This window comes from Actinomadura kijaniata, from assembly GCF_014138665.1.
Classification (GTDB): domain Bacteria; phylum Actinomycetota; class Actinomycetes; order Streptosporangiales; family Streptosporangiaceae; genus Spirillospora; species Spirillospora kijaniata.
Genome location: NZ_JACJIA010000024.1, coordinates 1 through 24,926, shown reverse-complemented (window position 1 = coordinate 24,926; position 24,926 = coordinate 1). Strand labels below are relative to the sequence as shown.

Below are 24,926 nucleotides of genomic sequence, written 5' to 3'. Positions count from 1 at the left end.
GAGCTGGGCAGGTGGGGCGCCAAGAAGGTGCCACACCCGCTTCCCTGCCTCATGCGCTCGCTGTGCCTGCCGCCAGTGGCTCCGCGCACTGCTCGCTGAACAGGTAGACCTGTATCCCCTCGCCCTCCACGGCGTGTCCCACGCGCATGGCGTCGGCGAACGCGGCGGAGAAGAAGGTGACATGTCCGGTGAACTCGCCAGGGCTGGCCAGCACCTCGCTGGCAGACACGCGCGCGATCATCGCGTGCCCGGGAACCGAGATGCCGAGCGCGTGCAGAGCCTCCCAGGCAAAAGCGACCCCGCGGCGCATCAACAGCCGGACCTGCTGGTCCCCGCGCGCGGTGATGTCCTCATCGGGAACACCCCGCCCGTTGACGGCCAACTCCCAGTCCACCGCCCCGGGAAACCGTGACCGGCTCCCAAAATTAGGAGCGGCGAAAGGCGGCCAGCAGCACCGCCCCCTGCTCCGCCATCCACCCGCCCTCAACGACCGAACGCCACGGCTGGTACATGTCCGAGACGCACACGCCCGCCACAAACTTCTCCCCGAGCACACACCTGGCATCAGGGCTGACAATCGTCATTCGTACGCGCCTCCAGCCCGTTGCAGGACAACCGCCATCGCCGGAAAGGTATCCGGCCGTCGACCGCCCGGCACGGGCAGAAGACCAGGCGTCAGAAGGCCTGATGGGTGTGGCTTGCCGCAGGGATCGCTTTGCCCAGTTCAATGGGTCCCTGCGGACGGGCCGCACCCAAGGGCGGTTACACCCACACATAGTTGTCGTCAGTGACGGCGGGCAGAGAAGCGTCGGGCAGCGCGGCGAACGGGCTGGGCAGTGCGGCCAGTGCCGGGCCGATCGGGGGGAAGACCGGCAGGTTGGCGGTGGTGCGGTGGTCAACCCACTGGATCAGGCCGATCTCGTGGCCACCGGGAACCTCGTCGTACTCCTGGGCGGCCAGGGTGTCGCGGACCTCAGGGGGGATCTGGAGCCGGTAGATCAGGTGCAGTTTGCGCGGTGGTGGAGTGGTTCCGGGACGGGAGACCATCTGGTCGATCACCCACAGCAGTTCCGGTTCGCCGGCCTGGGACGGGGCCAGGTCGAGTTCCTCGGCCAGCTCACGCCGCAGCGCGGCAAGCAGGTCTTCGCCGGGTTCGACGTTGCCGCCAGGTGGGACGAAGTGGCTTGCTTCGGGGCGATCGCGGCGGATGAGCGCGACCTCGTCGCCGCAGAACACCAGCGCACCGACACGGATCTTGATACGGGAGAACGGCGAAGCCGAGCCAGGGGAGGACGTCATGGCGGCCAGTATCCCGCCCGCGCGTCCGCGGCCGAGCACGCGATCGGGCTGACAACGCGACCGGGGTTCACGGTGCTACAAGGGTGCGGGTGTGGAGCCCCGCCGCGTTCTCGTGAGAAGTTGTCGCACTCCGCATGATCGGGCTCTGTTGTCGCACTCCGCATGATCGGGCTCTGGGGTCGGGGTCCCGGTAAGCAGTCCGGTAGCCGACGGAGAAGATGCATCCGTGCATTTCGCCGATCTCACCGACTACAGCTACCAGCAGGGTGATGACCGCTTCACTGACATGACGTCGCCCGACGGGGAATGCCTGGTCCTGCCGGCGACCTACCGGCGCCTCAACGTCGGCTGGCTGGAGGACCGACAGCCCTACCCCACCGGCCCGGTCCCGCTGGACCTGGCGGACAAGCTGGCGGCCATCGCCGACATCCAGATGGTGAACGCCTGCCTGGGCAGGCACGAGTGTGACCTGTGCGACGAACCGAGGGAGTATCCGCCCTTGGGGAGCTGGGAGATCCGCATTCCCGGACGGCCCGGTGTCGTGTACGCCGCCCCGTCGCTGATCGTCCACTACGTCGCGGTACACGGCTACCAGCCTCCTGCCGAGTTCACCACAGCGGTGCGGGCAGTCGGTGTCGGCGAGTGGAACAGCCTGCGCTGGATCCTGGACGGCTACCGGCTGGTGATCGCTTTCCCCCACGTGCCCGATGGCGCCAGCGTTCTGGATCTCGCCGACCCCGACACCTCGCAGAACTGGATCTGAACGGCCCCTGGGGCACGGCGCTGGCAACCGCACGGGCGCTGGCATGGCGGGCCTGCATGCCATGCCCTATGAGCAAGGCACGGGCCAAGGTGTCCCGCCTTCGCAGAAGGCGGGACACCTGGTCTTTGCTCCTGCAGCTCAGCAGCCGCTGAGCACGCCAGCCAGCGCTGTCTTCTCGGCCGAGTCGACCGTCAGGTCGTGGCGGTACTTCACATCCACCCAGGAGCGGGCGTACATGCAACGGAACGAGGCCAACGGCGGCAGCCACTCGGCCGGGCCCTTGTCGCCCTTGGCCTGGTTGACGTCGTCGGTGACCGCCCACAGCTGCGAGCTGGTCAGGTCGTTGGCGAAGGTCTGCCGCCGCGAGGTGATCCAGGAACTGGCACCCGACCGCCATGCCTCGGCGAGCGGCACCATGTGGTCGATGTCGACGTCGGAGGCCGCGGTCTAGGTGGCGCTGTCATATGGCGAGCGCCAGGTGCCCGAGACTGCTGCGCAGGAGGAGTCGGTCACCACGCCGCTGCCGTCGCGTTGGAGGACGACTTCGCGGGTGTTGCATGTCCCGGACTGGGTGATCCAGTGCGGGAACTTGTCGCGGGAGTAGCCGGTCGACGGGCCCTCGGCGGCCACTGTCAGCGACGCCAGGTGGGAGCGGGGGGTCGCGGCGTCCGGCGGGGGAGGTGGTGCCGCAGCTGCGGTCGGTGCGGCACCGACCGCAGCCGAAGCGGCCAGGGCGGTGAACAGCAGGACGGCGGGGAGCCTGCGCATGCGCGATCCTCTCGAGCGGGAGGACGTTCGACAAGGATCGTGACACCGCAAAGTCACCGCGAGGTGACTGTGAGTGAAGACACGCCGGCAACCCGGACCCTCTTCGGCCTGCTTCCAAGGTTGGCCAGCAGCCCAGCACGGCTGTGGCTGGCAAGCGGCCAGCCGTGCGGGTCATGGTCGGCTCGTGCCGACGCGGTGCCGTGCCAGCGTCCCGCTTGCTTTGCAAGCGCCTCATCCTCATCGCCCGCTCCGTCGCCCTCTGGACAGGCGCCACTACGACCTTGAACCGGCCACGAACCGCGCCCATGCGGCACGGAACCAGACCGGCAGGGTCAGGAGAGGGGATGAGCGCGGCACTCGATCGGCGCCTCCGGTGAGTCGGCGCTGAGATCAGGCAGTTCAAAGTCTGGAACGCCGGTCAGCCAGTTCACCAGGAACTCGGTCGCGGAGATCGCGGCGATCTCATCCAGCCATCGGTCACCGGCTCGGGTCATGGCCACCGGCCATTCATCCGAAGGCCCCTGGGTGAGCCATCCGAGCCACTCGCCGTTGGTAGTGGCGCCCCAACCGAGAAACCCGCCCGGAGCCGGCCACAGGTCCGGCCCTCGGTCGAGCGGGGGCAGGGCCTGGAAGCGTTCGGCGCGGTAGATCGCCGCCTGGGCCCAGCTCACCGATCGCTCCGCGCGCGGATCCCGCACGCCCAGATACTCGGTGGGGATGCGCCGGCCGTGGTCGTCTCGCGCCTGGACCACGATGTGGAAGTTTCCGTAGCGTTCGATCAGCGCGACGAAATCGGCGGGCAGCTTGGTTCCCAGTTCGGCGAACACCTCCTGCCAGCTTCTGCTGCCCATGAACGGGGCGGCCGGCGGGGGCAGTAGCGCTGAAAGTTCGTCCAACAGCGTCGATACCGCACTCACGTGATCTTGACTATCACAGACAGGGAAGAGCAAACGCAGGAGCACAAGCATGCCCCGGCCTGAGCGGTGGGCTTGAGACCGTAGCCGAGGGCGTATCGGCGAGCTTCGATCAGCTGGGCCAGTTCTTCAGGAGCCCGTTCGCCCAGCCGAGCCACCACCGGGTCAGCGCATCCGCACCAACCGACCCTGTTCGCCGTTTCGGCTGCCGGAGCCAGAGGAGAGCATTCGGCCCAAAGAGGGTCGCGTCGCCTTCCGGATCCGTCGGCTGCCCGGTGGTCGCGCTGGCCGTCGCTGCTTGTGCGACGCCGCACACCTGCCGCGTCTCATGGAGGCCATGTCCCAGGTCGATGCCCCGCCACCACGGCAACGGCGCCGAGGCGATCCGCGCCTTGTCCGTCATGCCTGGCGGTTCCTGGGGCGATGGTTGTGAGGTCGGTGTGTTCGTTGCCGCGGTGGCTGGTGGCAGGACTTCTGGCGTGGCGGGCGAGTGGGCCATGCTCGCCGAGACAGGTCAGGTGAGGAGTTTCTCCAGGGCGGCTGTGTAGGGGGCGATGTCCAAGCCCTGGGCCGCCAGCCAGGTGTCGTTGTAGTAGGTGCCCGCGTAGCGGTCGCCGCGGTCGCAGATGAGGGTGACGATGGAGCCGTTCTCGCCGGTTTTGCGCATTTCCGCGACGAGTTGCAGGGCGCCCCAGAGGTTCGTGCCGGTGGAGCCGCCGGTCTGCAGGCCGGTGAGACGGTGAAGGTGGCGCATCGCGGCCAGGGAGGCCGCGTCCGGGACCTGGATCATGTGGTCGATCACCGCGGGGACGAACGACGGCTCGACGCGGGGGCGGCCGATGCCCTCGATGCGTGAGGAGAGGCCGGTGGCGTGGTCGGGGTCGCGCTGCTTCCAGCCTCGGTAGAACGAACTGTTCTCCGGGTCGACGACGCAGAGCCGGGTGTGATGGCGGCGGTAGCGCAGGTACCGTCCGATCGTGGCGCTGGTCCCGCCCGTCCCGGCGCCGACGACGATCCAGGCGGGGACGGGGTGGAGCTCCTCGCGCAGCTGCTGGAAGATCGACTCGGCGATGTTGTTGTTGCCGCGCCAGTCGGTTGCGCGCTCGGCGTAGGTGAACTGATCCATGAAGTGGCCGCCGGTCTTTGCGGCGAGCCGCTCCGACTCCTGGTAGATCGTGGTGGGATCGGACACGAGGTGGGGCCGGCCGCCGTAGAACTCGATCATCGCGATCTTCTCGGGGCTGGTGGAGGCGGGCATCACCGCGACGAACGGAAGGCCGAGCAGCCGGGCGAAGTAGGCCTCGGAGACGGCGGTCGAGCCGCTGGACGCCTCGATGATCGTGGTTCCAGGGCCGATCCAGCCGTTGCAGAGCCCGTACAGGAACAGCGATCGGGCGAGCCGGTGCTTGAGCGATCCGGTGGGGTGCACCGACTCGTCCTTGAGGTACAGGTCGATGCCCCAGGCGCGCGGCAGCGGGAACGCGTGCAGGTGGGTGTCGGCGCTGCGGTTGGCGTCGGCCTCGATGAGGCGGACCGCCTCCTCCGTCCAGGAGGAGGCGGCCGCGGGATCCGGCGTCATGACGCGGTGACCGCCTTGACGACGAACTCGGGGTGCTCGGCGATCGTGTGGTGCACCTTGCAGCGGTTCCCCGCCCGCACCAGGGTGTCGATCTCCTTCTGGGTCAGCCCGGCCGGGAAGGTGTAGGTGACGTTGATGGTGCCGAAGCGCACCGGTTTGGGAACGGTGTCGGCCGACACCTCCACCGTCGTGCCCTCGACCGCGATCCCGTTCGTCATGCCGAAGTGGACGAGCGTCGCGAGCATGCAGGAGGCCAGCCCGCCAAGGAACAGCTCGGTCGCCATCCACGTGCCGTCCTCGGGACCCCAGTCGGTGGTGACCTTGGCCCGTCCGTTGCCGACCGTGAGGTTGGTGCCGCCGTCGTGCCTGACGTGAACCGTCGTTTCCATGATCGTTCTCCAATCCGGCTCAGCGAGCCGCAGCGAGCGTTTCCACCGGGACGAAGTCGTGGTCGTAGCCGAAGTAGCGCGGCCCGGCGAGGGCGAGACCTGCCTCGGACCGCCAGCGGGGGTGGCAGGGCAGGCCGAGCACCGCGATGCGGAACCCGTACCGCATCGCCTCGGTGGTGACCGGCTCGCCGGTGTCGGCGTCCAGGACGCAGATCAGATCGGGCACCGACGCGACGACCTGGCCGGCCACCTGCGCCACGAGATGCTCGTTCTGGAAGGCCAGCATCATCTCGGTGCCCGCGTGGGCGCCGGTGCCTGCGAGGGTGGCCAGCCCGCGCGCAAACCCCCGCTCGGTGCGTCGCTCGACGTCCACCACCTTGCCGCGGAACAGCACGGTGCCGCCCATCTGTTCGACGATGCGCTCGGCGGCGTCGGCGTGCTCGGCGCGCGCCACCCGCAGGATCTCTCCGAGCCGCCCCGCCAGCGTCAGCGTGCCCGGGACGAGTGCGGTACGGGCCTGCGCGCCGGTCATCGGGTACAACGCGATGGCCGCCGAACACCCCATGTCGACCGTCGCCGAGCGTGCCAGCCGCTCAGACCAGCCGTTGTCGACGGTGCGCAGGACGACGGTGTTGCCCTTCTCATCCGACATCGCCATCGGGCTCGCGGAGATCCCGTCGAGGGTGGGCAGCACCATCTGCAGTTCGGGGAAGGCGCGGCCCATGCCGTCGGCGTCCAGCAGCGGCAGTCCGGTCTCGGCCGCGGTGATGATCGGCGTCATCGAGTTGAGGCCGCCCGCCTCCAGGCACGCCACGTGCGTGACGGGCCGGCCCAGCACCGCGCCGAGCGACTCCAGCGCGCCGCGGAACTCATGTCCGGCCAGCGGCTTCTCCACGATCACCGTCGGCGCGCCCATGACCCCGACCGGGACCACGACTGCGTCGTTTGGCAGCTGCTCCGGGTGCACCACGTCCACGGGACCGCGCTCGCGCAGGACCCGCTCGGCGAGCAGGCGGCCGAGGTAGGGGTCGCCGCCGCCGCCTGTGCCGAGCAGGGCGGCGCCCCGCGCGATGTCGGGCAGGTCCGCGGCGCAGATCTGGCCCGTCGTGCGCATGTCGTTCGTGAGCATGTCGGTCATCTCAGTCCCCCAGCTTCAGATCGCCCACGGCCTTCACGCGGACGCGGATCGAGTTGCCCGGCAGGTAGGCGATCGGCAGTTCGTCCACCTCCAGGACGCGGACGGTGCCGGGGTCGGCCCCGGCGAGCACCGCCTTCTCGGCGGCCCCGGCCCGCGCCTCCTCCAGCGCCTCGGCCCGCGACCGGCCCTCCAGCGTGACGATCCGGTCGATCTCGCCGCCGACCTGCGCGATCGCGGCGCCGATCGCGTTGGCGACGGCGAAGTGCCCGGGGCGGATCACCTTGTCGAAGCCGGGCAGCCGGTCGGGCAGCAGGACGCTGCCGCCGCCGACGAGCACGGCGGGCAGCGGCTCGGGCGAGGTGCGCATCATGTCGGCGGTGGCGGCGATTCGGGTCGCGATGCGATCGAGCCCGCGGCGGACGAGGTCGCGGTCCAGTCGCGCGACCCGTGCCGGGTCGCCGAGCTCGGTCATGCCGGCGGCGACGGCGAGGTCGGTGGCGGTGAGCGTGTCGCCACCGAACACGCGGGCCCTGCTGGTGAGCCGGAAACCGACACTGCGCGGGCCGACCTCCACCTCGTCGCCCACGTCCACGAGGCTGCCGCCGCCGATGCCGATCGACACGACGTCCGGCATCCGGAAGTTGGTGCGGACGCCGCCGACGTCCACCTCGGTCGTGGCCGGGCGCGGGAAGCCGCCGGCGATGACGCCGACGTCGGTGGTGGTGCCCCCGATGTCGATCACCACGCAGTCGGCCTGGCCGGACAGCAGCGCCGCGCCCCGCATCGAGTTCGTCGGTCCCGCTGCGAACGTGACGACCGGGTAGCGCTGGACGAAGTCGGCGTCGACCAGCGTCCCGTCGTTCTGCGACAGGTAGAGCGGGGCATCGAGCCCGGCTCCCTTGAGCGCCTTGGTGAACCCGCGGGTGATGCGGCCGGCGACCTCCAGCAGCGACGCGTTGATGATCGTCGCGTTCTCCCGCTCCAGCAGCCCGATCCGTCCGATCTCGTGCGACAGTGAGACCCGGAGCCCGGGTAGCAGCTCGGTGAGGGCCTCCGCCGCCTCGCGCTCCATCTCGTCGTTGACGGGAGAGAAGATCGAGGAGATCGCGGCGGTGCGGACCCCGAGCCGGCCCAGGTCGTCGGCGATCCGGGCCAGCTCGTCCCGGTCTAGCTTGGAGATCTCGCGGCCGTCGAACTCGTGGCCGCCGTGGCAGAGGTAGACGTGGTCGCCGACGGCGGTACGGAGCCGGTCCGGCCAGTCCGTCAGCGGCGGAAGGCCGGAGGCGGCGGGCAGCCCGAGCCGGATCGCGGCGGTGGGCGCGAGGTCGCGTCCCTCGACGACGGCGTTGGTGAAGTGCGTCGTGCCGATCATCACCGCGGCGATGTCGGCCGGCCGGAACGGGCTGGTCTCGCCGAGCGCCCGCAGCGCGTCCACGATGCCGCCGGTCACGTCCTCGGTCGTGGCTCTTTTGACCGAGCCGAGGACGGTTTCCCCGTCCATCAGGACGGCATCGGTGTTCGTACCGCCGACGTCGATGCCGATATGCATGAGTCCTCCGTGGTTTTCGTTCGGGCGGGTGTCGCCGACGGACCGGTCGGTCGGTGGGCGGTGCTTCATCAGCTAGTCGGCTCCCGGTGGGAACGTGCTCGCCCCGGTGGACGGCGCCGATGGCGTGGACGGCGTGGACGGTGCCGATGGCGCGGATGGGCCCGATGGCGCCGGCGAGGCGGACGGGATCTGGGGGCGGTCGCGACGGACCAGCCCGAGCTTGCCGAGAACGGCGTATCCCACGCAGGCGACGACCAGGGCGTTGATGGCCGGGATCCCGGCGTCGACGAAGTGCCCGACCGCGGTGCCGCACACCCACGCGAGGATGCCGGCGGGCACCCAGTCGGGCGCTTTGTCCGGTAGGTCCCCGCGCCGCCGTGACGCCTCCAGGTCCGGCCGCCAGGCACGGACGACGAAGTACTCGGCGATCATGATCCCGGCGATGGGCGGGATCAGGATGCCAAGGAAGGTCAGGAACTCGATGAAGTGGGTGAGGATGCCGGTCGCCGACAGCACCGAGCCCAGGGCGCCGATGACCAGTGTGACCCGCGCCCGGGCGACCTTCAGGCCGGTGAGCACGTTGATGACGTTGACCAGGCCGAGCGTGGAGGAGTAGAGGTTCCAGTCGTTGATCTTCACGATGGAGGCGATCAGCACGACCGTGCCGATCAGCCCGCTGGTCGAGGTGATGATCGCGACGACGTCGGAGGTACGGGCGGCGTGTGCGAGCAGCACACCGATCAGCCCGACGACGTACTCGCCGAGCGTCACGCCCACCAGCGTCTGCTTGACCACGTCACCGACGGAGCGGTTGTAGCGGGTCATGTCGGGCGTCATCACGGCGCCGACGATGAAGCCGCCCGCGACGAGCGTCGCGCCCGCGGCCAGCGACATCGGCTCGCCCGCTGGCGGGGAGGAGATCAGCTCGTTGAACGAGTGGCGGGACAGCTCGCGGCCGATCGACCAGGTCGCGAGGACGAGGAACGCCGGGACCGTGACGTAGGCGGCCCACGCCATGCCCTTGAACCCGTACACCACGACCGCGGTGACGCCCAGTCCGCCGATCAGCGACCAGACCTCGACGGGCAGCCCGCCGATCAGCGAGTGCAGCCCCTTGGCGAACACGGCGTTCTGGACGCCGAACCAGCCGATCAGGCTGACCGCCACGGTGAGGCCGATGAGCGCCGAGCCCTTGGAGCCGAAGCCGGTCCAGCGCGCGAGCACGGAGGTGGACAGTCCCTCCCGCACCCCGATGACCCCGATGTAGATCGTCACGATCTCCAGCAGGACCGAGCCGAGGGTGATGGCGAGCACCGCGTCCCAGAAGCTCATACCGAGCCCCAGCGTGGCGCCCAGCAGGAACTGCGCGAGCGCCGACAGCTGACCGAAGCGCTGGGTGGCCACCGACCACCAGGAGTAGCGCTCGGACTCGGGGACGCGCAGGAGCGAGTAGTCGTCGTGGTCGACCGGAGCTCCAGCAGTCTCCGGTTGTGCGTGTGGTGTCATGGATCGCCCTCCGCATCGGACGAGGCCAGCCTGTGCTCGGCCATCCGCAGGGCTTTGACCTGCGGTTTCTTCGTTCTGATGACGGCAAGCGTAAGCCGCGTCACACTGCGGACCAATGAGCCGAATGCTGCGCCTGAAGGTGATCAATGTGCAATCGGCACATGCCCTCCTAAGGTCGCGCCGACGAAGCGTGCGGCGCCCGATTTCCGCCTGCTCCCGGCATTCGCGGTCTGACCAGGTCAAACTCATGCATTCGTCGTGGACGCGGTCGTCGGCCGCCGCGTACCGTGAGGAGGATGGAGCTGACCGCCGGTGATGTGGCCGATCTGGCGATGGGCGCGCAACTGTTCGGCTCGGGCGGCGGCGGACGCACCGACGCGGCCGAACGCATGGTGCGCCGCGTCCTGACCCACCTCGGCCCGCTGCCCGTCGTCGCCGCGGCCGACCTGCCCAGGGACTCCTCGGTGGCCTGCGTCGGCGCGGTCGGCTCGTCCACCGTCATGGTCGAGCGGCTGCCCGGCGCGGAGGAGTTCGTGCGCGCCGCCCGGTCGCTGGAGCGACATGTCGGGTCCCCGCTCGTGGCGGTCCAGCCGCTGGAGATCGGCGGCGTCAACGGGCTGCTCGGCGTGGCCGCCGCGGCCTGGTTGGGCCTGCCGCTCGTCGATGGCGACGCCATGGGCCGGGCGTTCCCGCGGCTCGACCAGACGGTGCTGCAAGGCAGGTCGCCCGTCGTCGCGGCCGTGTCCGACCCCACCGGCAACACCGCCATCCTGGAATGCCTCGACGGTGCGGCCCTCGAACGCGTCGTCCGCGCAAGCCTGCCGGCCCTCGGCGCCTGGGCGGGCCTGGCCATGCACCACGACACCGCCGCCCGGTACGCGCGGTGCTCGATCAACGGGTCGGTGAGCCGGGCGCTGACACTTGGCGGGCTGCTGCGCCGCGCCGGGTCCGAACCCGGCGGACGCGAGGCCTTCCTCAGGTCGGCACGTGCGGTGTCGCTGTTCCGGGGGCGCGTCCTGGAGGTCCGGCGCGACCGGTCGTCCGAGCGCACCGGTGGCGTGGCGTCCGTCCAGCATCTGGTGGATCCTGCGCGTACGCTGCGGATCGAGTTCGCCGACGAGTACGTTCTCGCTCTCGACGACGGCGTCGACGTCGCCCGGGTCCCCGACATCATCTGCGGGCTGGACGACCGTACATGGAGGCCCATCAGCGTGGAGGAGCTCGCGGTGAACGAGATGATCGAGGTGATCCGGCTGCCGGCGCCGTCCCGATGGGACGATCCGGAGCTGCGGGACAGGGTCGGCTTGGAGACCTACGGCCTTGCGGACTTCGGTCCGGACACCGGCGCGGCCGACCACACGGTCGACCACACGGGTGGCGGCGCGGACGCCCCTGCGGGCGGGCGGGGGGTGGGGGAGTAGCGTGCGGACGCTGGTACAGGACCTGCTCGATCTGCGCGAGTTGCGCGGCGCGACCCTGGCGGGCGGGACGCGCGGCCTCTCCGCCCCAGTCGCCGAGATCGTCCTCGTCCAGCCCGACGACGTCCTCAGCGCAGCGATCCCCGCGGAGTCCGGCGTGGTGTTCAGCACCGATGGTGGCCGGACGCACATGCGCTGCGGCCACCTCGTCGACGTGCTGCTGCGCCGCGCCCACGCCGCGCGAGCCCGAGCTTTGATCGTCTGCGGGGGTCCCGCCAGTCCCGCCGCGACCCGCCGGCTCGCCGACCGCCTGAACCTCCCGCTGGTCCAGGCGCACAACCGGACACCGCTGGAACTGGCCACCGCCTTGCGGACGGCGGTGCTCGGCCCGCGGCTCGTGCAGAGCGAGACGCTGCTTGAACTCAACCGGCTGCTGCGGTCCGCGCGCCGGTCGCCCGACCGCATGCTCGCCGCGCTCGGCACGGTGCTGGACGCCTCGGTCAGCGCCTGCAACGCGCAGGGCACGCTCGTGGCCGGAACGCCGCCCATCACGTCGGTCGAGGAGATCATCGGTGTGCGGGGCATCACCACTCTGGTCGGCGAGCGTGCCGTGGCGGCCGTGCTGCCCGTGCTCGGACCTGCCGGGACGACCTCGCTCTGGGTCGCGGCGGAGCGCTCGGTGGAGGAGCAGCGCGGCGGGCCGCGCTGGCGCGAGACGGCCGAACGGGCGCTGGCGCTGGCGCACGGCGAGCTGTCTGCCTGGCTGGTGCGCGAACGGCTCAGATCCGAACGGGACGCCCGGCTGCGCGGCACCCTGCTCACCGAGATCCTGGACCACGGCGATGCGCTGCCCGCGCACATCGCCGATCAGGCCATGATGATCGGGTGGCGCCTCGACGGCTGGCACAGCGGGGTGCACATCACGGTCGCCGGTGCCGCCGACTCCGCGTCCGTGCACTCGGAGATGCTGGTCGACGCCATCGGACGCGCCGGGCTCGACATCGGCCCGTTCGTCCAGCGCGCCGACGGCTGGTCCGCGTGGCTGACCACGCCGAAGGCGCCACTGCCCGCGCAGACCGCCGCGGTCAGGAAGGCCCTGGAGGTCGGGCTGGCCGAGCTCGGACGCCGCCCCTATCGGCTCAAGCTCGCCGCGGGCATCGGAAGCCCGGCGCGGGACGCCGGAGGGATCGCCAGTACCCTCGCCGAGGCACGGCAGGCCGCGGTCGCCGCGTCCACCGAGGGCGGCCCCGGCGCGGTGCGCCGCGTGGAGGAACTCGGCGCGGCACGGATTCTGCTCGGCTGGTACGGCTCGCGCGCGTTCGCCGACTACGCCCGGCAGCTCCTGGCGCCGCTGCTGGCCCCCGGCGAGAAGGAAGTGCTGGCGACCGTCGAGAGCTACATCGACCACGCCTGCTCGGCGGGCACGACGGCGCGGGCACTCGGCCTGCACCGCAACACCGTCGCGCAGCGGATCCGGCGTGCCGAACGGCTGCTCGGCCTGCCTCTGACCCACGCGGAGACCCGCCTGGCGATCCAGCTCGCCTGCCGGGTCCTCCGCTCCACCCCCGACCCCATCGACCTCTGAGCAACGCGCTCGCGGGACCGTCGCGCCTGCAACGGCAGCGGCACTTGAACCCTTAGCCACAAAAACCCTGAGCTGATTCCCACCTGAGTCCGCAGGCCACGAGCCGGTTGCGAACGAGCGATCGCCACCTTGAAACGGGTGAACCGACTGGAAAGACTTCTCCAAGCTGGAGAGGGCCGAATGGGTGGTGACCGCATTGCCCGGCGGTGGATGGCGAGCGCACTGGCCGGATGAGGGTGATGGGCCGATGACGCAACCGGTGCGGGTATGGCTTGCCGGATCACGGGGAAGTGCGACGCCGATCACCGTGGACCCCAGGGGATATGAGGACAAACCCCAGGCAGGTCTTCCCGACCTCCTTCTGGCGCCCTCCCCGCTGCCGTACCCGTATGGCTTCGACGGCTGCCCGCGGTGCCGCGAACGCGACACCGACTTCGACCTGCCAGGCCGGCCGGACGATGTGCCCGGCGACCGGCCCTGCCGCTGCTGCGGCATGGGCCGACACCGACTGGAAAGCGATCGTCGCGGCCCACGCGTCGAGGGAGTCGGTGGCATAGATCGCCGAGCGGCACCGCGTGTACGACTCGACCATGCACAAGGTGCTGCGGGCTCCGACGTCAAGCTCGACCACGCCCGGGTCCTAAGGGGTAGACACCAGTCAGGTGGTCGCCCGCCAGCGCAGCGGCCAGTCGGTCCGCCAGATCGCCGCCGGCCTGGGGGGCTGGCCGTCGGTGGTGGACTATTACCTGGCCAAGGCCGGTGAGGTCCAGGCGCCCGCGCACACCGCTTCCCCCTCACCCGCGACCGTGTGTTCGCGCTGGCCCAGGCGGACCCGGACCTGACTCATCAGCAGATCGGCGATCGGCTCGGGGGCAGTCGCTCCACCGTGGCCGGGCACCCGCGCCGGGCCCGCCACCAAGCTCTCCTGTCGAGCAAGGGCCTGTAGTAGCCCACACCATCCACCCGTCGCTGTCGATGATGAACCTCTTGGCCTGCAAGGATCGGTCCACCGCATTGGTTGTCCGGTGCGGGTGGTTCATGCCCCCATGAGCGTCAGCCGGTATACCGCACCATCGGCGATCACGACTTCATCAGAGTGACCAGGCATGAACCAGGCGCCATCAAGGGGACGGTCGCCATGCCATCTGGCCAGTTCTCGGCCGGTGGCCACCTCCCACAACCGCACTGTGCCGTCGTGGCCGCCGACCAGAACGCGGGTACCGTCGGGGCTGAAGGTCGCCGCCTTTTCCAGGGAGACGTGGCTGTTGAAGACGACAATCTCGCGGCCGGTGGCCACCTCCCACATCCGCACCGTGCCGTCGCCGCCGGTCAGGATGCATCTACCGTCGGGGCTGAACGCCAGTGTGCGCACCGCTGCGGTGTGGCCGGTGAACGCCAGCAGTTGGCGGCCGGTGGCCACCTGCCAGAGGCGTGCCGTGCTGTCGCCGCCACCGGTCAGGACGCAGGTACCGTCGGGGCTGAACGCCACTGCATATCCCGTGTGGATGCGGGTGGTGAAAGCGCGCAGTTCTCGGCCGGTGGCCACCTCCCACATCCGCACCGTGCCGTCGCCGCCGGTCAGGATGTACCTACCGTCGGGGCTGAACGCCACCGCCTCCACCGTGTGGGTGGTGAAAACGTGCAGTTCCCGGCCGGTGGCCACCTCCCAGATCCGCGCCGTACCGCCCCGGTCGCCGGTCAGGGCCCGGGTGCCGTCGGGACTGAGCGTCACCGCTTCTATCGCGTCAGTGTGGCCGGTGAAGGCCAGCACTTCACCGCCGGTGGCCACCTCCCAGATCCGCGCCGTACCGCCACGGTCGCCGGCCAGGACGTAGCTGCCATCAGGGCTCAACGCCAGCGCTGCCGACTTTTGCAGGTGTCTGGCGGTGCGGTGCCAGGTGGGCTCGGCACTGTCCCAGATGCGGGCCGTGCGGTCGTAACCGCCGGTGAGGGCGAGGCTGCCGTCAGGGCTGAACGCCACCGCCCACACCATGCTGGTGTGACCGGTGAAGACGTGCAGTTCGCGGCCGGTGGCCACCTCCCACACCCGTGCCGTACCGTCGCGGCCGCCGGTGAGAGCGCGGGTGCCGTCGGGACTGAACACTGCGGCGCTTACCCCTGCAGTGTGGCCGGTGAAGGCGAGGATTTCGTGGCCGGTGGCCGCCTCCCAGATCCGCACCGTACCGTCGTGGTCACCGGTCAGGGCCCGGGTGCCGTCGGGACTGAACACTGCGGCGCTTACCCCTGCAGTGTGGCCGGTGAAGGCGAGGATTTCGTGGCCGGTGGCCGCCTCCCACACCCGTGCCGTACCGTCGCGGCCGCCGGTGAGAGCGCGGGTGCCGTCGGGACTGAACACCGCCGCCCTTACTGCGTCACTGTGGGCGGGGAAGGCCAGCACTTCACGACCGGTGGGCACCTCCCAGATTCGCACACTGCCGCCGATGTCGCCGGCCATGACGCGGGTGCCATCCGGACTGAGCGCCACCGTCCATAGCATGTCGGTGTGGACGGTGAAGGCGAGGATCTCGCGGCCGGTGGCCACCTCCCACACCCGTGCCGTACCGTCGCGGCCGCCGACCAGGACGCGGCTGCCGTCAGGGCTGAACACCACCCTCCATACCGGATTGACACCGGCGGTGAAGGCGAGGATCTCGCGGCCGGTGGCCGCCTCCCAGATACCCACCCTGCCGTCGCGGCCGCCGACCAGGACGCGGCTGCCATCGGGGCTGAACGCCACCGCCTCCACCGAGCCGGTGAGACCGATGGTGAGTTGCAGGGGGCTGGTGGCGGAGGCCAGAGCACCAGGGGTGAGAGGTTTGAGCCAAGGGCTGTGGTCATGGGGAGTGAGGGCGGCGGCCCAGGCGGCGATCTCGGGCTGAGGATGATCCAGCAGCCGCCCGGTCAGCTGACTGACCAGCAGACCAGCCAGCTGACCGGTGAAACCGGTGTCATCACGGGTCAGAGCCTGGGCCGATTGGCCCAAAGCGCGGCGGATCGCCTGCGTGAGGGGGTGGGTGGTGTGGGCGTAGTCGCTGAGCAGGTCGGGGAGGCTGGCGGTGGTGAGGCGCCGATGCATCCAGACCGGCTGGCTGAGCACCTGCACCAAGTCGACCTCCCGCCCCGCCTGGACCAGATGCCAGGCCAAACTGCCCAGCAGATACCGGTCCTCGGCGGCGATCCGGATCCAGCCGCCCTCGGCCCACTGCTGGGACAGACGGGCCCGGTACCCCTCCAGCAGCGCAGTGTGCGCAGCGCGGACCCGATCATCTCCCAGACGCTGGGTGATGGTGTCGTAGTGCAGATCGTGAGCCACATACCAGCCGGCGTCGGCGACGGTGAGCAGTGACCGGCCGACCAGCTCCACCAGCAGCTCGCGCGTCCGATCCTCGGTGAGGGGATACCACAGCGCCGCCGCGGCGGCAGCGGGGAAGGGACCACGACCAGTGAACACTGCCAGCTGCAGGTACCGATCGCGGTCATCCCCGGTGGGGAGGTCATCGATGCCCACATCGATGGCCGCCCGCAGCGTGGCGTGTTCATAGGCCGGTGTGGACTCGCCTTTGACGCGCCGCAGGTCCTGGTCGATCAGGGTCAGAATGTGATCGAAGCTGTGGCCACGCGCAGCCATCGCACCGGCCATCGCCACGCCCAGCGCCAGGTTCTGCAGCCGGGTGCACAGCCGATAGGCCGACGGCGGCAGCGCCACAGGATCGGTGTCGGTCCAGCGGCCCACGATCTGCAGCGCCTGGCGCTGGGTGAGCTGGTCCACCTCAACCCCGGCCGCGCCCACGGTGGTGACCAGGTCGCTGATCCGGGTGGTGAACAGTACCGGACACCCCGGCGCCAGCTCCAGCACCGCATCCAGTGGGCCCCGGGTCCACACGTTGTCCAGCACGATCAACAGCCGCCGTCCGGCCAGTATGGCCGCGACCGCATCGCGCGCCTGCTCCACCGTGGCGTAGGAAGGCGCATCAAGGCCCAACCGTCGGGCCAGCTCGGTCAGCAACGCCACCGGATCGGTGCCGGGCCCGGCCTTCAACCACGTCACCGACCCAAACCGTCGGCCAGGCAGCCACCGACCGCGACGCAACCGCCGATCCCGGCACACCGCCGCCGCCAGCGTCGACTTACCCGTCCCGCCCAGCCCCACCAGCGCCACCGCCCGCGCCCCACCACGCAACGCCGCCACCGCCTCCCGCACCAGGTCGGGCCGGTCCACATAGCGCGGGTTGCGCGGCGGCGCCGCCCCCAAGAATCCCTCCGGCCCGGCCAACTCCCGGATCGGCCGGTCGACCTGCCACAGCCACGCCCACCGCACCAGAAACACCACCAGCGCCAGCGCGGCCTCGATCCCAGCGATCCAGCCCGCCCGCTCCACCCGCGCGTCCCGGTCACCACCGGCCAGCAGAGCCCACACCAACCCCGCGATGATCGCCGCCGCACCGATCACCACCGCCGCCCACCGGCGCCGCACGCCCTGTCTGACCATGCCACCGCATCCTGCCCGCAATCACCTGGCTCTGGGCGGTCGATGCCGAACCCGGTCACTCAACATCGCTCACACGCAAGTTCATGACCCGACTGTGTGGATCACAGCGAGCCGTTGCTGTATCCGACAGAATGAGGGTTCTGAGAGCCTGTTTCCGAACATCGGAGATCGTCGGCGATGCCCAACGGGTAGGCGTTTCACGTGTCCCGGTATGTCTGGTTCCTGAAATGGCTATCCGTGATGATCCACGGTCTGGTTCGTCTGGCGTCCCTGAGAGCCGTTCGGACGGCCGTTACCGCAACGCCGCGACGAACGGGCTGCGCTGACCGCCCTCGGCCGGACTGCCGCTCACCTGGGCAGATGAGTTCGGAAACAGGCTCTGAGCTTGTTATTTAACGTCTGACCTGCGTGTCCATAGATCCATGGTCGCTGTAGGTAACCGGTTCAGACTTGGCGTCGGGGTTTGGTTCCCTTCTTGTGGTGGGCCGGACGTGCGTGGGCTTGGCCGGTGGCCAGGACCCGGCCGACCTCGTACTGCCCGGCGCGCTGGCGGTTGGTCACGCCCCGAGGCCGTCCGGGACCGGGACGGCAGGGTTTGGGAACACGGGCGGGACGGGCCAGTTTCGCGCGCAGGTTCCGAAATCCCCGGCGAACGCGGCCGGGAGTGAGCCGGTCGAGCGGGAGCGGCCGTTCCCAGGGCCGCCGCAGGTCGCGAGCGAGCCCGCGCGCCAGCCGCAGTTGGGCGTGAACGGCCAAGATCAGCCAGGTCCAACGATCGGCAGCCGTCGAGGAACGCAAGCGCGGAGCGGTCCAGCCCAGCGTCTGCTTCAGCAGCCGGAAGGTGTGCTCCAGGTCGAAGCGGCGCAGGAACGCACTCCAGAGCCGGTCGACGTCATCGCTGGTGGCGCCGGTGCCCGACCACCACAACCAGACCGGCTTGGGCTCGCCGCCGGTGGGCAGGCGCTCGACCTGCAACCGGATCACCGTGCCCTCAATGAGGGGAAGTTCGTCGCTGAAGTGTTCCCAGGCGGCGCGGCGAGTCAGGCGGGGGTGCAGCCGGTCCCAGGCAGTGGCGACGGCGGTGCCGTAGCGGGTCCCGGGAGTGACAGTGCGGGCGTGCGGGGCGCCCCAGGTGGCCGGGTCGCCGAACACGAATTCACCCCCGTGTTTGGGATAGCGGCCGCCGTAGGGGTGAGTCCGGTCGAACTCCTCCCGCGAGGGGGCCGGGCGACGCAGCACCCGATCGCCGCGCATCCGCCCCAGCACCTCCACCGGCAGGTCAGCCAGCAAGAACGCCAGCCGCGGCAGGTCATAGCCGGCATCGGCTACCACCAGGACGGCGGGATCATCTGATCGCTGCTGCCCGGCCACGATCAGCCGTTGCACCACGGCGCGGAGCTGGGCGGCGGTGACGGCGATGACATCAGCGCCCGGCTCCAGCCGGACCGCATCCAGCAACGCCGTCCAGGACGTCGGGCCGGTCTCCAGCGCCGCCACGAACGAGTACGGCCAGCCCGGCACCATCTGATGCCGTCCCTCACCGCGGCCGAAGGTGTGGCAGAACGACCGGTCCGGGCAGGTGGCGGCATCGGGACGCAGCCAGGGCCAGGCATCGACGGCCAGCACCAGGCGACCGTCGGCAGCCCGCGGCAACGGCAACGCCGCCAGCGACCTGCGCAGCCGGGCGACATCGACGCACCCCTGGTTCAGGCCCGCATACAGCGCGCCGTGGCCGCGGCGGTGCTCGGGCGCCAGCGTCAGGTCCACCAGCGTCTTCACCGGGCCGTCGGTGCACAGCACCGCCTCGCACACCTCGAACAGCACATCGCCGTACCGGGGCAGGCACGCATACAGCTCAGTGCGAAAGTCCGACAGCCGCGCCAGGTCCGTGTTCGCCGGGGTGCGGGTGTTCTCGCAGGTGGTGACGCCTGGGCGAACGGGTGTCACAGTGGGGTCCACGGCCGTCGTCTCCGTTCTCGAAGTCCTTCACACAGACCCGAGGATGAGACGACGGCCGCCTGGCGACGAGATGCCCCGACCGCTAGAGCCCGCTGCCAACCGATGCATCACTTATGCGGCATAGATGCAGGTCAGACGTTAAATAACAAGCTGAGGGAGGCGCGGCGCGCAGTATGCGCCGGTCGCCGGTCAGGGTGGGCTGCTGTCATGCCGAGTGCGGCGAGGTCGGCATGCGGAGTCAGATCACAGCGTCCTCTGCGCGAAGGGGGGATGGTTTCTCCGGTCCCTGGGCTGGAGGGGCGGGCCCGCAGCACCCGGCGGGATGATCACGGTTTGACACCGGGTCCGGCGGGACACCGCCCACGCCCTGCTCCTACCCCCGTACGCCCTATGTTCCACGCGGCACGCCCGCCGACCAGGACGCCGACCAGGACGCCGACCAGGACGCCGACCAGGACGCCGACCAGGACGCCGACCAGGACGCCGACCAGGACGCCGACCAGGACGCCGACCAGGACGCCGGCCGGGTGGCGCGTGCGGTGGTTGCCGCATGATCTCGCCGCACACCCGGTGGTGCTGAACGCCTGGGGTCGCTGAGCATCACCGGGTGGCGCTCTCCGTGGGCGCGTCCTCATCGGTGCTGGGACACCTGGCGCCGAGGCGAGGGGCGCTGAACAAAGGACGCGCCCACGGAGGCGACCAACCGGCCAGACCTCGGGTGCCAGACCTCGGCCCTGATCCCCCACCAGGCCCGCGTGGCACCGGGCTCGACCGGTCAGCGCCCCAGAACCTAACCCGGCCCACCCCGGCCGATCGGCAATCACGCGCCGCCTGCGACCAGCGGTCACGTCCCTGAGACGAGCGGTCGTGATGGTCCTGCCCACCCCCACACACGCCAGCGCCGGACAAGAACCACCCGCCGCCACGCCCGTCACGCACCGCTATCGCCGCTGGTGAGACGGGCCTGCGGGGCGAAGCCGTCGGGAGGTTCCACCACACCTTCTGTTTTCACATGACGACAAAACCACTGATTCGGAGAACGGGAACTGGCTCCGGATCAGGTTGGGTTCTAAAAGGTGATCGCAACACCTGACCCCGTGGGGTGTTGCCATGACCAAGGCGCGTCGCGCACCTAAGAAGCGTGGGCCTGCACCGCAGGCGGGCAAACGCGACCAATACCTTCGCCTCATGGCGCAGGGGATGAGTAACTCGGCCGCATGCCGGGTGGTCGGGATCAACCGCAAGACCGGCAACCGCTGGAGGTACGGACGCTAGGTTGTCGACCGGACCGGACGCGAATGCCTCTACCCGTCCCTCACCGAGCAACGCACCGACGACGTCACCTCCGAGCGGTTCCTGTCGGAGGAGAAGGAGCGGATCATCGTCGCCGAGATACTCCAGGCGGGCCGTTCGCTGCGCACAATCGCCAAAGAGCTCGACCGCGCGCCTTCCACCATCAACCGCGAGGTGCGCCGCAACCGCGATCCGCGCACCGGCAAGTACCGTCCCTTCCACGCCAGCGGCGAGCGGACGTGCGGCGGGCGCGCTCCATGCAGGGCAAGATCCGGCGCGACCCGGAGCTGAAGGAGTTCATCCAGGACCACCTGGACCAGAGTTGGAGCCCCGAGCAGATCAGCCAGGCCCTGCGCACCGCCTTCCCCGACGAGCCGGACCGGCACCTGGCACACAAGATCATCTACCAGGCGATCTACCTGCCACACCACGGCGGCCTGGAGCGAAAAGCTGGCACCTTGTGCCCCGACCAGCGCGCCACCCGCTACGTCAAGTTGCTGCATCTGCCCGACGGGCGCACCGCCGACCGCGTCCGCGACGCACTCCTGAACGCCTTCGCCGACCTGCGTCAGGCACGCGGGGTAGACGCCGAGCAGGTTCGCCGGCTGGCCCGCACCGACCGCCACACCCGGTTCTGAGCCGAGCCAACTGCACGCCAGGCCGGTCGAGCCAGCAGAACGTCCAGACGGCGAGACGGCAGGACGATGAGAGAGCAGGCCCAAGTCGACGGCCAGGCCGCTGCAGACCCGTTCGGGCTTCCACCGGTGGTGGCCTGGGGTGGGGTGGCGCGGCTCTGTGGATCAGAGGCGGTCAGCAGCCGCTGCGGGTGAGTTTGGCGCGGATTTCGTTGTGTAGGCGGGTGTAGCCGGCGGGCTGGTAGGTGGTGTTGTGGAAGGAGGCGGTGAAGGGTACGGCGGGGTTGCGGGTGGGGGGGCGTGTCGACCTGGATGCGGGTCGGGACCCATGGAGGTGCCGGTGGGGTAGGTCAGGGTGATGGTGTAGCCGGTGGCCGCGGCGCGGGTCAGGCAGCGTTTGGCGCCGTTCTCGATGGCTTTCATCAGTCCCTGGTTGATCTGGTTGCCCTGCATGGGGACCGGGTTGTAGTGCTCGGATGCCCCGCGCAGGGTGGCGGTGATCAGGTGGCCGCCCTGGTAGCCGGGCGGTCGTCAGGCGCCCACGGTGGTCTTGCACGGTGAGCGGGTGAGGTGCGTTGGGGCAGGGTGGTGAGGCTGGCGCGTCGGGGGCGGCCGATGGCGTCGGTGCGGTAGGTGCGGTGGATGGCGGTGTAGGCGGTGTTGGGTGTCAGGTACTGCACGCACGGCACCTGCGGATACCGCGCCATCGGGACCGCCGCCCCGGTGGCGCTGGTACCCGGCGAGGAGACCGGGGCAGAAGCCGGGGACGAGGTCGAGGCGGCGTGGGCGGCGCTTGCGGAGGCAAGGGCCAGTGCCAGCAGCGCGGTGCTGGTCAAGGCGGCGCCGGTCAGGGTGTTGGGGTGCAGGCGCATCGGGGGTCCGTTCCGTGGCAGACTTCTCCACCGATCGAAGTGGTTTGGCTACAAACAGTAGCGAGAGTGGGTGAGGGAAGCGTTCGCCACCCGGGCCAGGCCTATATGACCGGTGATGCGCTTGATGCTGGCTGGACTGCAGAGCTGGTGACTGCCGTCCAGGGGACCGGGACGAGGACGCACCGGTGGGATGCCTCACGAGTGGGTTTGTGAGGATCGGACCGGATGACGGTCCGGCGAAGTTGCGGCGCTCCGCTCCCTCCAGGGCCGTGGCGCCGTCGGACAGCTCTCAGCAATCGGCGGTTCGGTTCCGGGAGCGCGGGCGTCCAGCGCGCGGCTTGCACGACTCAAGCTGCGCAGCGGTGGCCGGGACCTCATCGTCGCCCTCAACCCCAGAGAGAGGGTGTGAAGCGCATCCGATTTGACTAACTGGATGGTTAGAAATAGCGTGCCCTGAACTTAAACAACCAGTTAGTTACGGGAGCCGTCGTGGCCGATCATCTCTTCATCGCCAACCGGTGGGTACCCGCCCAGAAGCTGCTACCCGTCGAGAATCCGGCAACCGGCAAGTCCTTCACCTTCGCTCCGGAGGCGTCCAGGAGCGAAGCGGCCAGCGCCGTCACCGCGGCGCGGCACGCCTTCGACGAAGGCCCGTGGCCACGCGCCCGTCCCCGCGTGCGGGGCGAGGCGTTGCGCCGCCTGGGCGAAGTCATGGACCGCCGCCGCGACGAACTGGTCGATCTGGTGGTGCGGGAGAGCGGCTTTCCCCGGCCGCTGGCCGATCAGGTCCACGTGCAACCCGCCATCGATTTCCTGTACGACGTAGCCGACCGGCTGCTTCCCGCGATGGCCTTCACGACACCGCTCAATCCGCACGCCGCGTACTCCATCACCGGGCAGCCACAGACCACCCAGGGCGTGGTCGCCAGAGAACCGGCTGGGGTGGCCGCACTGCTCACGCCATTCAACGCAGCCGTGCCACTAACCGTGCACAAACTCGCCTCGGCGCTGGCCGCTGGATGCACCGCCGTGGTCAAACCGTCGCCCTACACGCCACTACAGGTCCTGTTGCTCGCCGAATTCCTCCAGGAGGCCGACTTCCCACCCGGCGTGGTCAACATCATCACAGGCGACCTCGAAGCCGGCGTCGAGTTGACCACCAACCCCGGCGTCGACATCGTCAGCTTCACCGGCTCGAACACGGTCGGCCGCCAGATCGCTACGCAGGCGGCGGCCACGTTCAAGAAGGTCGTACTGGAACTGGGCGGCAAGTCGGCCAACATCGTCTTCGCCGACGCCGACCTGGACCGGGCCGCGCTGGAGGTGGCGGGCAACACCGTCACAAACGCCGGCCAGGGCTGCCTGCTGCTCACCCGAACCCTGGTGGACGAACGCGTCCATGACGAACTAGTCGCCAAGGTGATCCCGCTGCTGAAGGCCGTCACCATCGGTGACCCCGCCGACCCGGAAACCGCCATGGGACCACTCATCAGTGCCAAAGAACGCGATCGCGTCGAGGCGATGATCCGGCAGGGCCAAACCGAAGGCGCCACCCTCGCCTATGGTGGCAGCCGCCCGCGAGGCTTGGCGCAGGGCTTCTACCTGGAACCGACCCTGTTCACGGGCGTCGACAACGCCATGACCATCGCCCAGCGGGAGTTCTTCGGCCCGGTTAACACGGTCATCCCCTTCGCCGACGAGGACGAGGCCGTCCGCATCGCCAACGACACTGACTACGGGCTCAACGCCGGCGTTTTCACCCGCGACTTCGCTCGCGCCCACGCGGTCGCGCACCGGCTGCGCACCGGGATGGTCAATATCAATGCCTCCTGGGGGGTCAACCCGGACGCGCCCTTCGGCGGCTACAAGCACAGCGGGATCGGCCGGGAAGGCGGCGCCTACGGCATCGAGGAGTTCCTGGAGCACAAGTACATCTCCTGGCCCGTCGGAACCTAACTGGTTAGTCACTGTCACACTTGGAGTCATGTCCCGCGCCAAAGTCACCCAGGCCCGCATCCTGCAGGCGGCCACCGCCGAGTTCGCCGCCCATGGTCTAGCCGGAGCCCGCGTGGACCGCATCGCCCAGGCGGCCTCGGCGAACAAGAACCTCATCTACGTCTATTTCGGCAGCAAGGAAGCGCTCTTCGACGCCGTCTTCGAGGCCCAGGTCACCCAGGGCCTCGAAGCCGTCCCGTTCACCGCCGACGACCTGCCCGCCTACGCCGGGCAGGTGCATGACCACTGCCGCAAGCATCCTGAGGTCATCCGGCTGACCGCCTGGCACCGGTTGGAATGCGCCGACCGGCCGGAGCCCGCCACCGCGACGTCCGCCTACGCGGCCAAGCTGGCCGCCATCGAAACCGCACAACGTGACGGACGCGTCAGCGACGCCTTCCCTCCGGCCGTGTTGCTGGCGCTCATCGTCGCCTTGGCCACCGCCGACAGCCCGGTCGGCGCCACCATGCCCCCCAGTCCAACCACCTGGCCCTGCCGCGATGACGAGATCCGCGCAGGCATCGTCGAAGCCGTCCGCAGACTCATCGCCCTCCCGCAGAACAGGTGAGCCCGCCCTTCGCCAGCCCGTTCACCGCCCAGGTACGGCTAGGGCGTGTTTCAAAGGCAGGTCAGTAGCCAGTCGTTGATGCAGGCGATGTGCAGGACAGCCTGGTAGCGGACGGCGAGTTTGATGCCCCTATGGATGTCAAGCCGTGGAGGGTAGTGCGCGGTTTGGGGGGCTGGGGTTGGTGATGAGCTGGTAGATCTCGCGGGC

20 protein-coding genes and 1 pseudogene are annotated in these 24,926 nt (G+C 69.8%); 6 read left to right on the top strand and 15 right to left on the bottom strand.

Annotation, left to right across the window (positions count from 1 at the left end; translation table 11 throughout):
* Positions 1-49: 49 nt before the first annotated feature.
* A complete protein-coding gene (locus HNR61_RS44990; protein ID WP_182849281.1) occupies positions 50-394 on the bottom strand; it encodes a hypothetical protein in 345 nt (114 codons plus the stop codon).
* Positions 395-762: 368 nt separating this feature from the next.
* On the bottom strand, positions 763-1,299 hold the full coding sequence (locus HNR61_RS44985) for an NUDIX hydrolase (RefSeq protein ID WP_182849280.1): 537 nt from the start codon (positions 1,297-1,299) through the stop codon (positions 763-765).
* Positions 1,300-1,525: 226 nt separating this feature from the next.
* On the opposite strand from HNR61_RS44985, the gene HNR61_RS44980 reads away from it, so the two are divergent.
* Positions 1,526-2,062 carry a DUF7919 family protein gene (locus tag HNR61_RS44980; RefSeq protein WP_182849279.1) on the top strand — a complete coding sequence of 179 codons (537 nt, stop codon included), beginning with the start codon at positions 1,526-1,528 and terminating at the stop codon, positions 2,060-2,062.
* Positions 2,063-2,200: 138 nt separating this feature from the next.
* Here the strand turns inward: HNR61_RS44980 and HNR61_RS50370 are convergent, their stop codons facing one another.
* The 9 genes from HNR61_RS50370 to HNR61_RS44940 form a co-directional block, all read right to left on the bottom strand.
* The gene (locus HNR61_RS50370) at positions 2,201-2,479 is read right to left on the bottom strand and encodes a hypothetical protein (protein ID WP_312898410.1); all 279 of its coding nucleotides are present in this window, start codon (positions 2,477-2,479) and stop codon (positions 2,201-2,203) included.
* 30 nt (positions 2,480-2,509) lie between these two features.
* Positions 2,510-2,830 (bottom strand): hypothetical protein, encoded by a 321-nt coding sequence (locus HNR61_RS50365; protein WP_312898409.1) that lies wholly within the window; start codon positions 2,828-2,830, stop codon positions 2,510-2,512.
* 332 nt (positions 2,831-3,162) lie between these two features.
* Positions 3,163-3,747 carry an SMI1/KNR4 family protein gene (locus HNR61_RS44970; RefSeq protein WP_220510565.1) on the bottom strand — a complete coding sequence of 195 codons (585 nt, stop codon included), beginning with the start codon at positions 3,745-3,747 and terminating at the stop codon, positions 3,163-3,165.
* Positions 3,748-3,856: 109 nt separating this feature from the next.
* A complete protein-coding gene (locus HNR61_RS44965; protein ID WP_182849277.1) occupies positions 3,857-4,147 on the bottom strand; it encodes a hypothetical protein in 291 nt (96 codons plus the stop codon).
* A 111-nt stretch (positions 4,148-4,258) separates the two neighbouring features.
* A complete protein-coding gene (gene cds1 / locus HNR61_RS44960) occupies positions 4,259-5,323 on the bottom strand; it encodes an L-cysteine desulfhydrase Cds1 (protein WP_182849276.1) in 1,065 nt (354 codons plus the stop codon).
* The gene (locus HNR61_RS44955; protein ID WP_067824381.1) at positions 5,320-5,712 is read right to left on the bottom strand and encodes an OsmC family protein; all 393 of its coding nucleotides are present in this window, start codon (positions 5,710-5,712) and stop codon (positions 5,320-5,322) included. The genes cds1 and HNR61_RS44955 overlap by 4 nt, the downstream gene beginning before the upstream one ends.
* 19 nt (positions 5,713-5,731) lie before the next feature.
* Positions 5,732-6,850, bottom strand: a complete 1,119-nt coding sequence (locus tag HNR61_RS44950; RefSeq protein ID WP_246445096.1) for an S-methyl thiohydantoin desulfurase family protein — start codon at positions 6,848-6,850, stop codon at positions 5,732-5,734.
* A 1-nt stretch (position 6,851) separates the two neighbouring features.
* The gene (locus HNR61_RS44945) at positions 6,852-8,399 is read right to left on the bottom strand and encodes a hydantoinase/oxoprolinase N-terminal domain-containing protein (protein ID WP_182849275.1); all 1,548 of its coding nucleotides are present in this window, start codon (positions 8,397-8,399) and stop codon (positions 6,852-6,854) included.
* A 72-nt stretch (positions 8,400-8,471) separates the two neighbouring features.
* Positions 8,472-9,905, bottom strand: a complete 1,434-nt coding sequence (locus HNR61_RS44940; protein ID WP_182849274.1) for a purine-cytosine permease family protein — start codon at positions 9,903-9,905, stop codon at positions 8,472-8,474.
* A 296-nt stretch (positions 9,906-10,201) separates the two neighbouring features.
* Here HNR61_RS44940 and HNR61_RS44935 point away from each other — a divergent pair, with 296 nt between their 5' ends.
* Together HNR61_RS44935 and HNR61_RS44930 are read left to right on the top strand one after the other, a co-directional pair.
* A complete protein-coding gene (locus HNR61_RS44935; RefSeq protein ID WP_182849273.1) occupies positions 10,202-11,326 on the top strand; it encodes an S-methyl thiohydantoin desulfurase family protein in 1,125 nt (374 codons plus the stop codon).
* Between the two features lies 1 nt (position 11,327).
* Entirely contained in the window at positions 11,328-12,908 is a 1,581-nt protein-coding gene (locus HNR61_RS44930) for a PucR family transcriptional regulator (protein ID WP_182849272.1), read from the top strand.
* 1,036 nt (positions 12,909-13,944) lie between these two features.
* On the opposite strand, the gene HNR61_RS44925 is transcribed toward HNR61_RS44930, so the two are convergent.
* Both HNR61_RS44925 and HNR61_RS44920 read right to left on the bottom strand, forming a co-directional pair.
* Positions 13,945-17,397, bottom strand: a complete 3,453-nt coding sequence (locus HNR61_RS44925) for an NB-ARC domain-containing protein (protein WP_182849271.1) — start codon at positions 17,395-17,397, stop codon at positions 13,945-13,947.
* A 444-nt stretch (positions 17,398-17,841) separates the two neighbouring features.
* Positions 17,842-19,356, bottom strand: coding sequence for an NF041680 family putative transposase (locus tag HNR61_RS44920; protein ID WP_312898408.1), 1,515 nt, complete (start codon positions 19,354-19,356; stop codon positions 17,842-17,844).
* 1,188 nt (positions 19,357-20,544) lie between these two features.
* Here HNR61_RS44920 and HNR61_RS50750 point away from each other — a divergent pair.
* Positions 20,545-21,278: pseudogene (locus HNR61_RS50750) on the top strand (transposase); the annotation flags it as partial.
* Between the two features lie 171 nt (positions 21,279-21,449).
* Here HNR61_RS50750 and HNR61_RS50655 read toward each other — a convergent pair.
* Both HNR61_RS50655 and HNR61_RS44900 read right to left on the bottom strand, forming a co-directional pair.
* Positions 21,450-21,773, bottom strand: coding sequence for a hypothetical protein (locus tag HNR61_RS50655; protein WP_376770313.1), 324 nt, complete (start codon positions 21,771-21,773; stop codon positions 21,450-21,452).
* Between the two features lie 11 nt (positions 21,774-21,784).
* Positions 21,785-22,156, bottom strand: a complete 372-nt coding sequence (locus HNR61_RS44900) for a hypothetical protein (RefSeq protein ID WP_182849269.1) — start codon at positions 22,154-22,156, stop codon at positions 21,785-21,787.
* Positions 22,157-22,645: 489 nt separating this feature from the next.
* Here HNR61_RS44900 and HNR61_RS44895 point away from each other — a divergent pair, with 489 nt between their 5' ends.
* Positions 22,646-24,112 (top strand): aldehyde dehydrogenase family protein, encoded by a 1,467-nt coding sequence (locus HNR61_RS44895; RefSeq protein ID WP_312898407.1) that lies wholly within the window; start codon positions 22,646-22,648, stop codon positions 24,110-24,112.
* A 28-nt stretch (positions 24,113-24,140) separates the two neighbouring features.
* Positions 24,141-24,719 carry a TetR/AcrR family transcriptional regulator gene (locus tag HNR61_RS44890; protein WP_182849268.1) on the top strand — a complete coding sequence of 193 codons (579 nt, stop codon included), beginning with the start codon at positions 24,141-24,143 and terminating at the stop codon, positions 24,717-24,719.
* The last annotated feature ends 207 nt before the right edge of the window (positions 24,720-24,926 follow it).

What these genes read in the sequence shown, in the direction of transcription:
- HNR61_RS50365 (WP_312898409.1), bottom strand. Translation starts at nt 2,830, where the DNA reads ATGCGCAGGCTCCCCGCCGTCCTGCTGTTCACCGCCCTGGCCGCTTCG.
- HNR61_RS44925 (WP_182849271.1), bottom strand. Translation starts at nt 17,397, where the DNA reads ATGGTCAGACAGGGCGTGCGGCGCCGGTGGGCGGCGGTGGTGATCGGT.
- HNR61_RS44985 (WP_182849280.1), bottom strand. Translation starts at nt 1,299, where the DNA reads ATGACGTCCTCCCCTGGCTCGGCTTCGCCGTTCTCCCGTATCAAGATC.
- HNR61_RS44935 (WP_182849273.1), top strand. Translation starts at nt 10,202, where the DNA reads ATGGAGCTGACCGCCGGTGATGTGGCCGATCTGGCGATGGGCGCGCAA.
- HNR61_RS44965 (WP_182849277.1), bottom strand. Translation starts at nt 4,147, where the DNA reads ATGACGGACAAGGCGCGGATCGCCTCGGCGCCGTTGCCGTGGTGGCGG.
- cds1 (WP_182849276.1), bottom strand. Translation starts at nt 5,323, where the DNA reads ATGACGCCGGATCCCGCGGCCGCCTCCTCCTGGACGGAGGAGGCGGTC.
- HNR61_RS44900 (WP_182849269.1), bottom strand. Translation starts at nt 22,156, where the DNA reads ATGCGCCTGCACCCCAACACCCTGACCGGCGCCGCCTTGACCAGCACC.
- HNR61_RS44940 (WP_182849274.1), bottom strand. Translation starts at nt 9,905, where the DNA reads ATGACACCACACGCACAACCGGAGACTGCTGGAGCTCCGGTCGACCAC.
- HNR61_RS44950 (WP_246445096.1), bottom strand. Translation starts at nt 6,850, where the DNA reads ATGACCGACATGCTCACGAACGACATGCGCACGACGGGCCAGATCTGC.
- HNR61_RS50370 (WP_312898410.1), bottom strand. Translation starts at nt 2,479, where the DNA reads ATGGTGCCGCTCGCCGAGGCATGGCGGTCGGGTGCCAGTTCCTGGATC.
- HNR61_RS44890 (WP_182849268.1), top strand. Translation starts at nt 24,141, where the DNA reads ATGTCCCGCGCCAAAGTCACCCAGGCCCGCATCCTGCAGGCGGCCACC.
- HNR61_RS44945 (WP_182849275.1), bottom strand. Translation starts at nt 8,399, where the DNA reads ATGCATATCGGCATCGACGTCGGCGGTACGAACACCGATGCCGTCCTG.
- HNR61_RS44955 (WP_067824381.1), bottom strand. Translation starts at nt 5,712, where the DNA reads ATGGAAACGACGGTTCACGTCAGGCACGACGGCGGCACCAACCTCACG.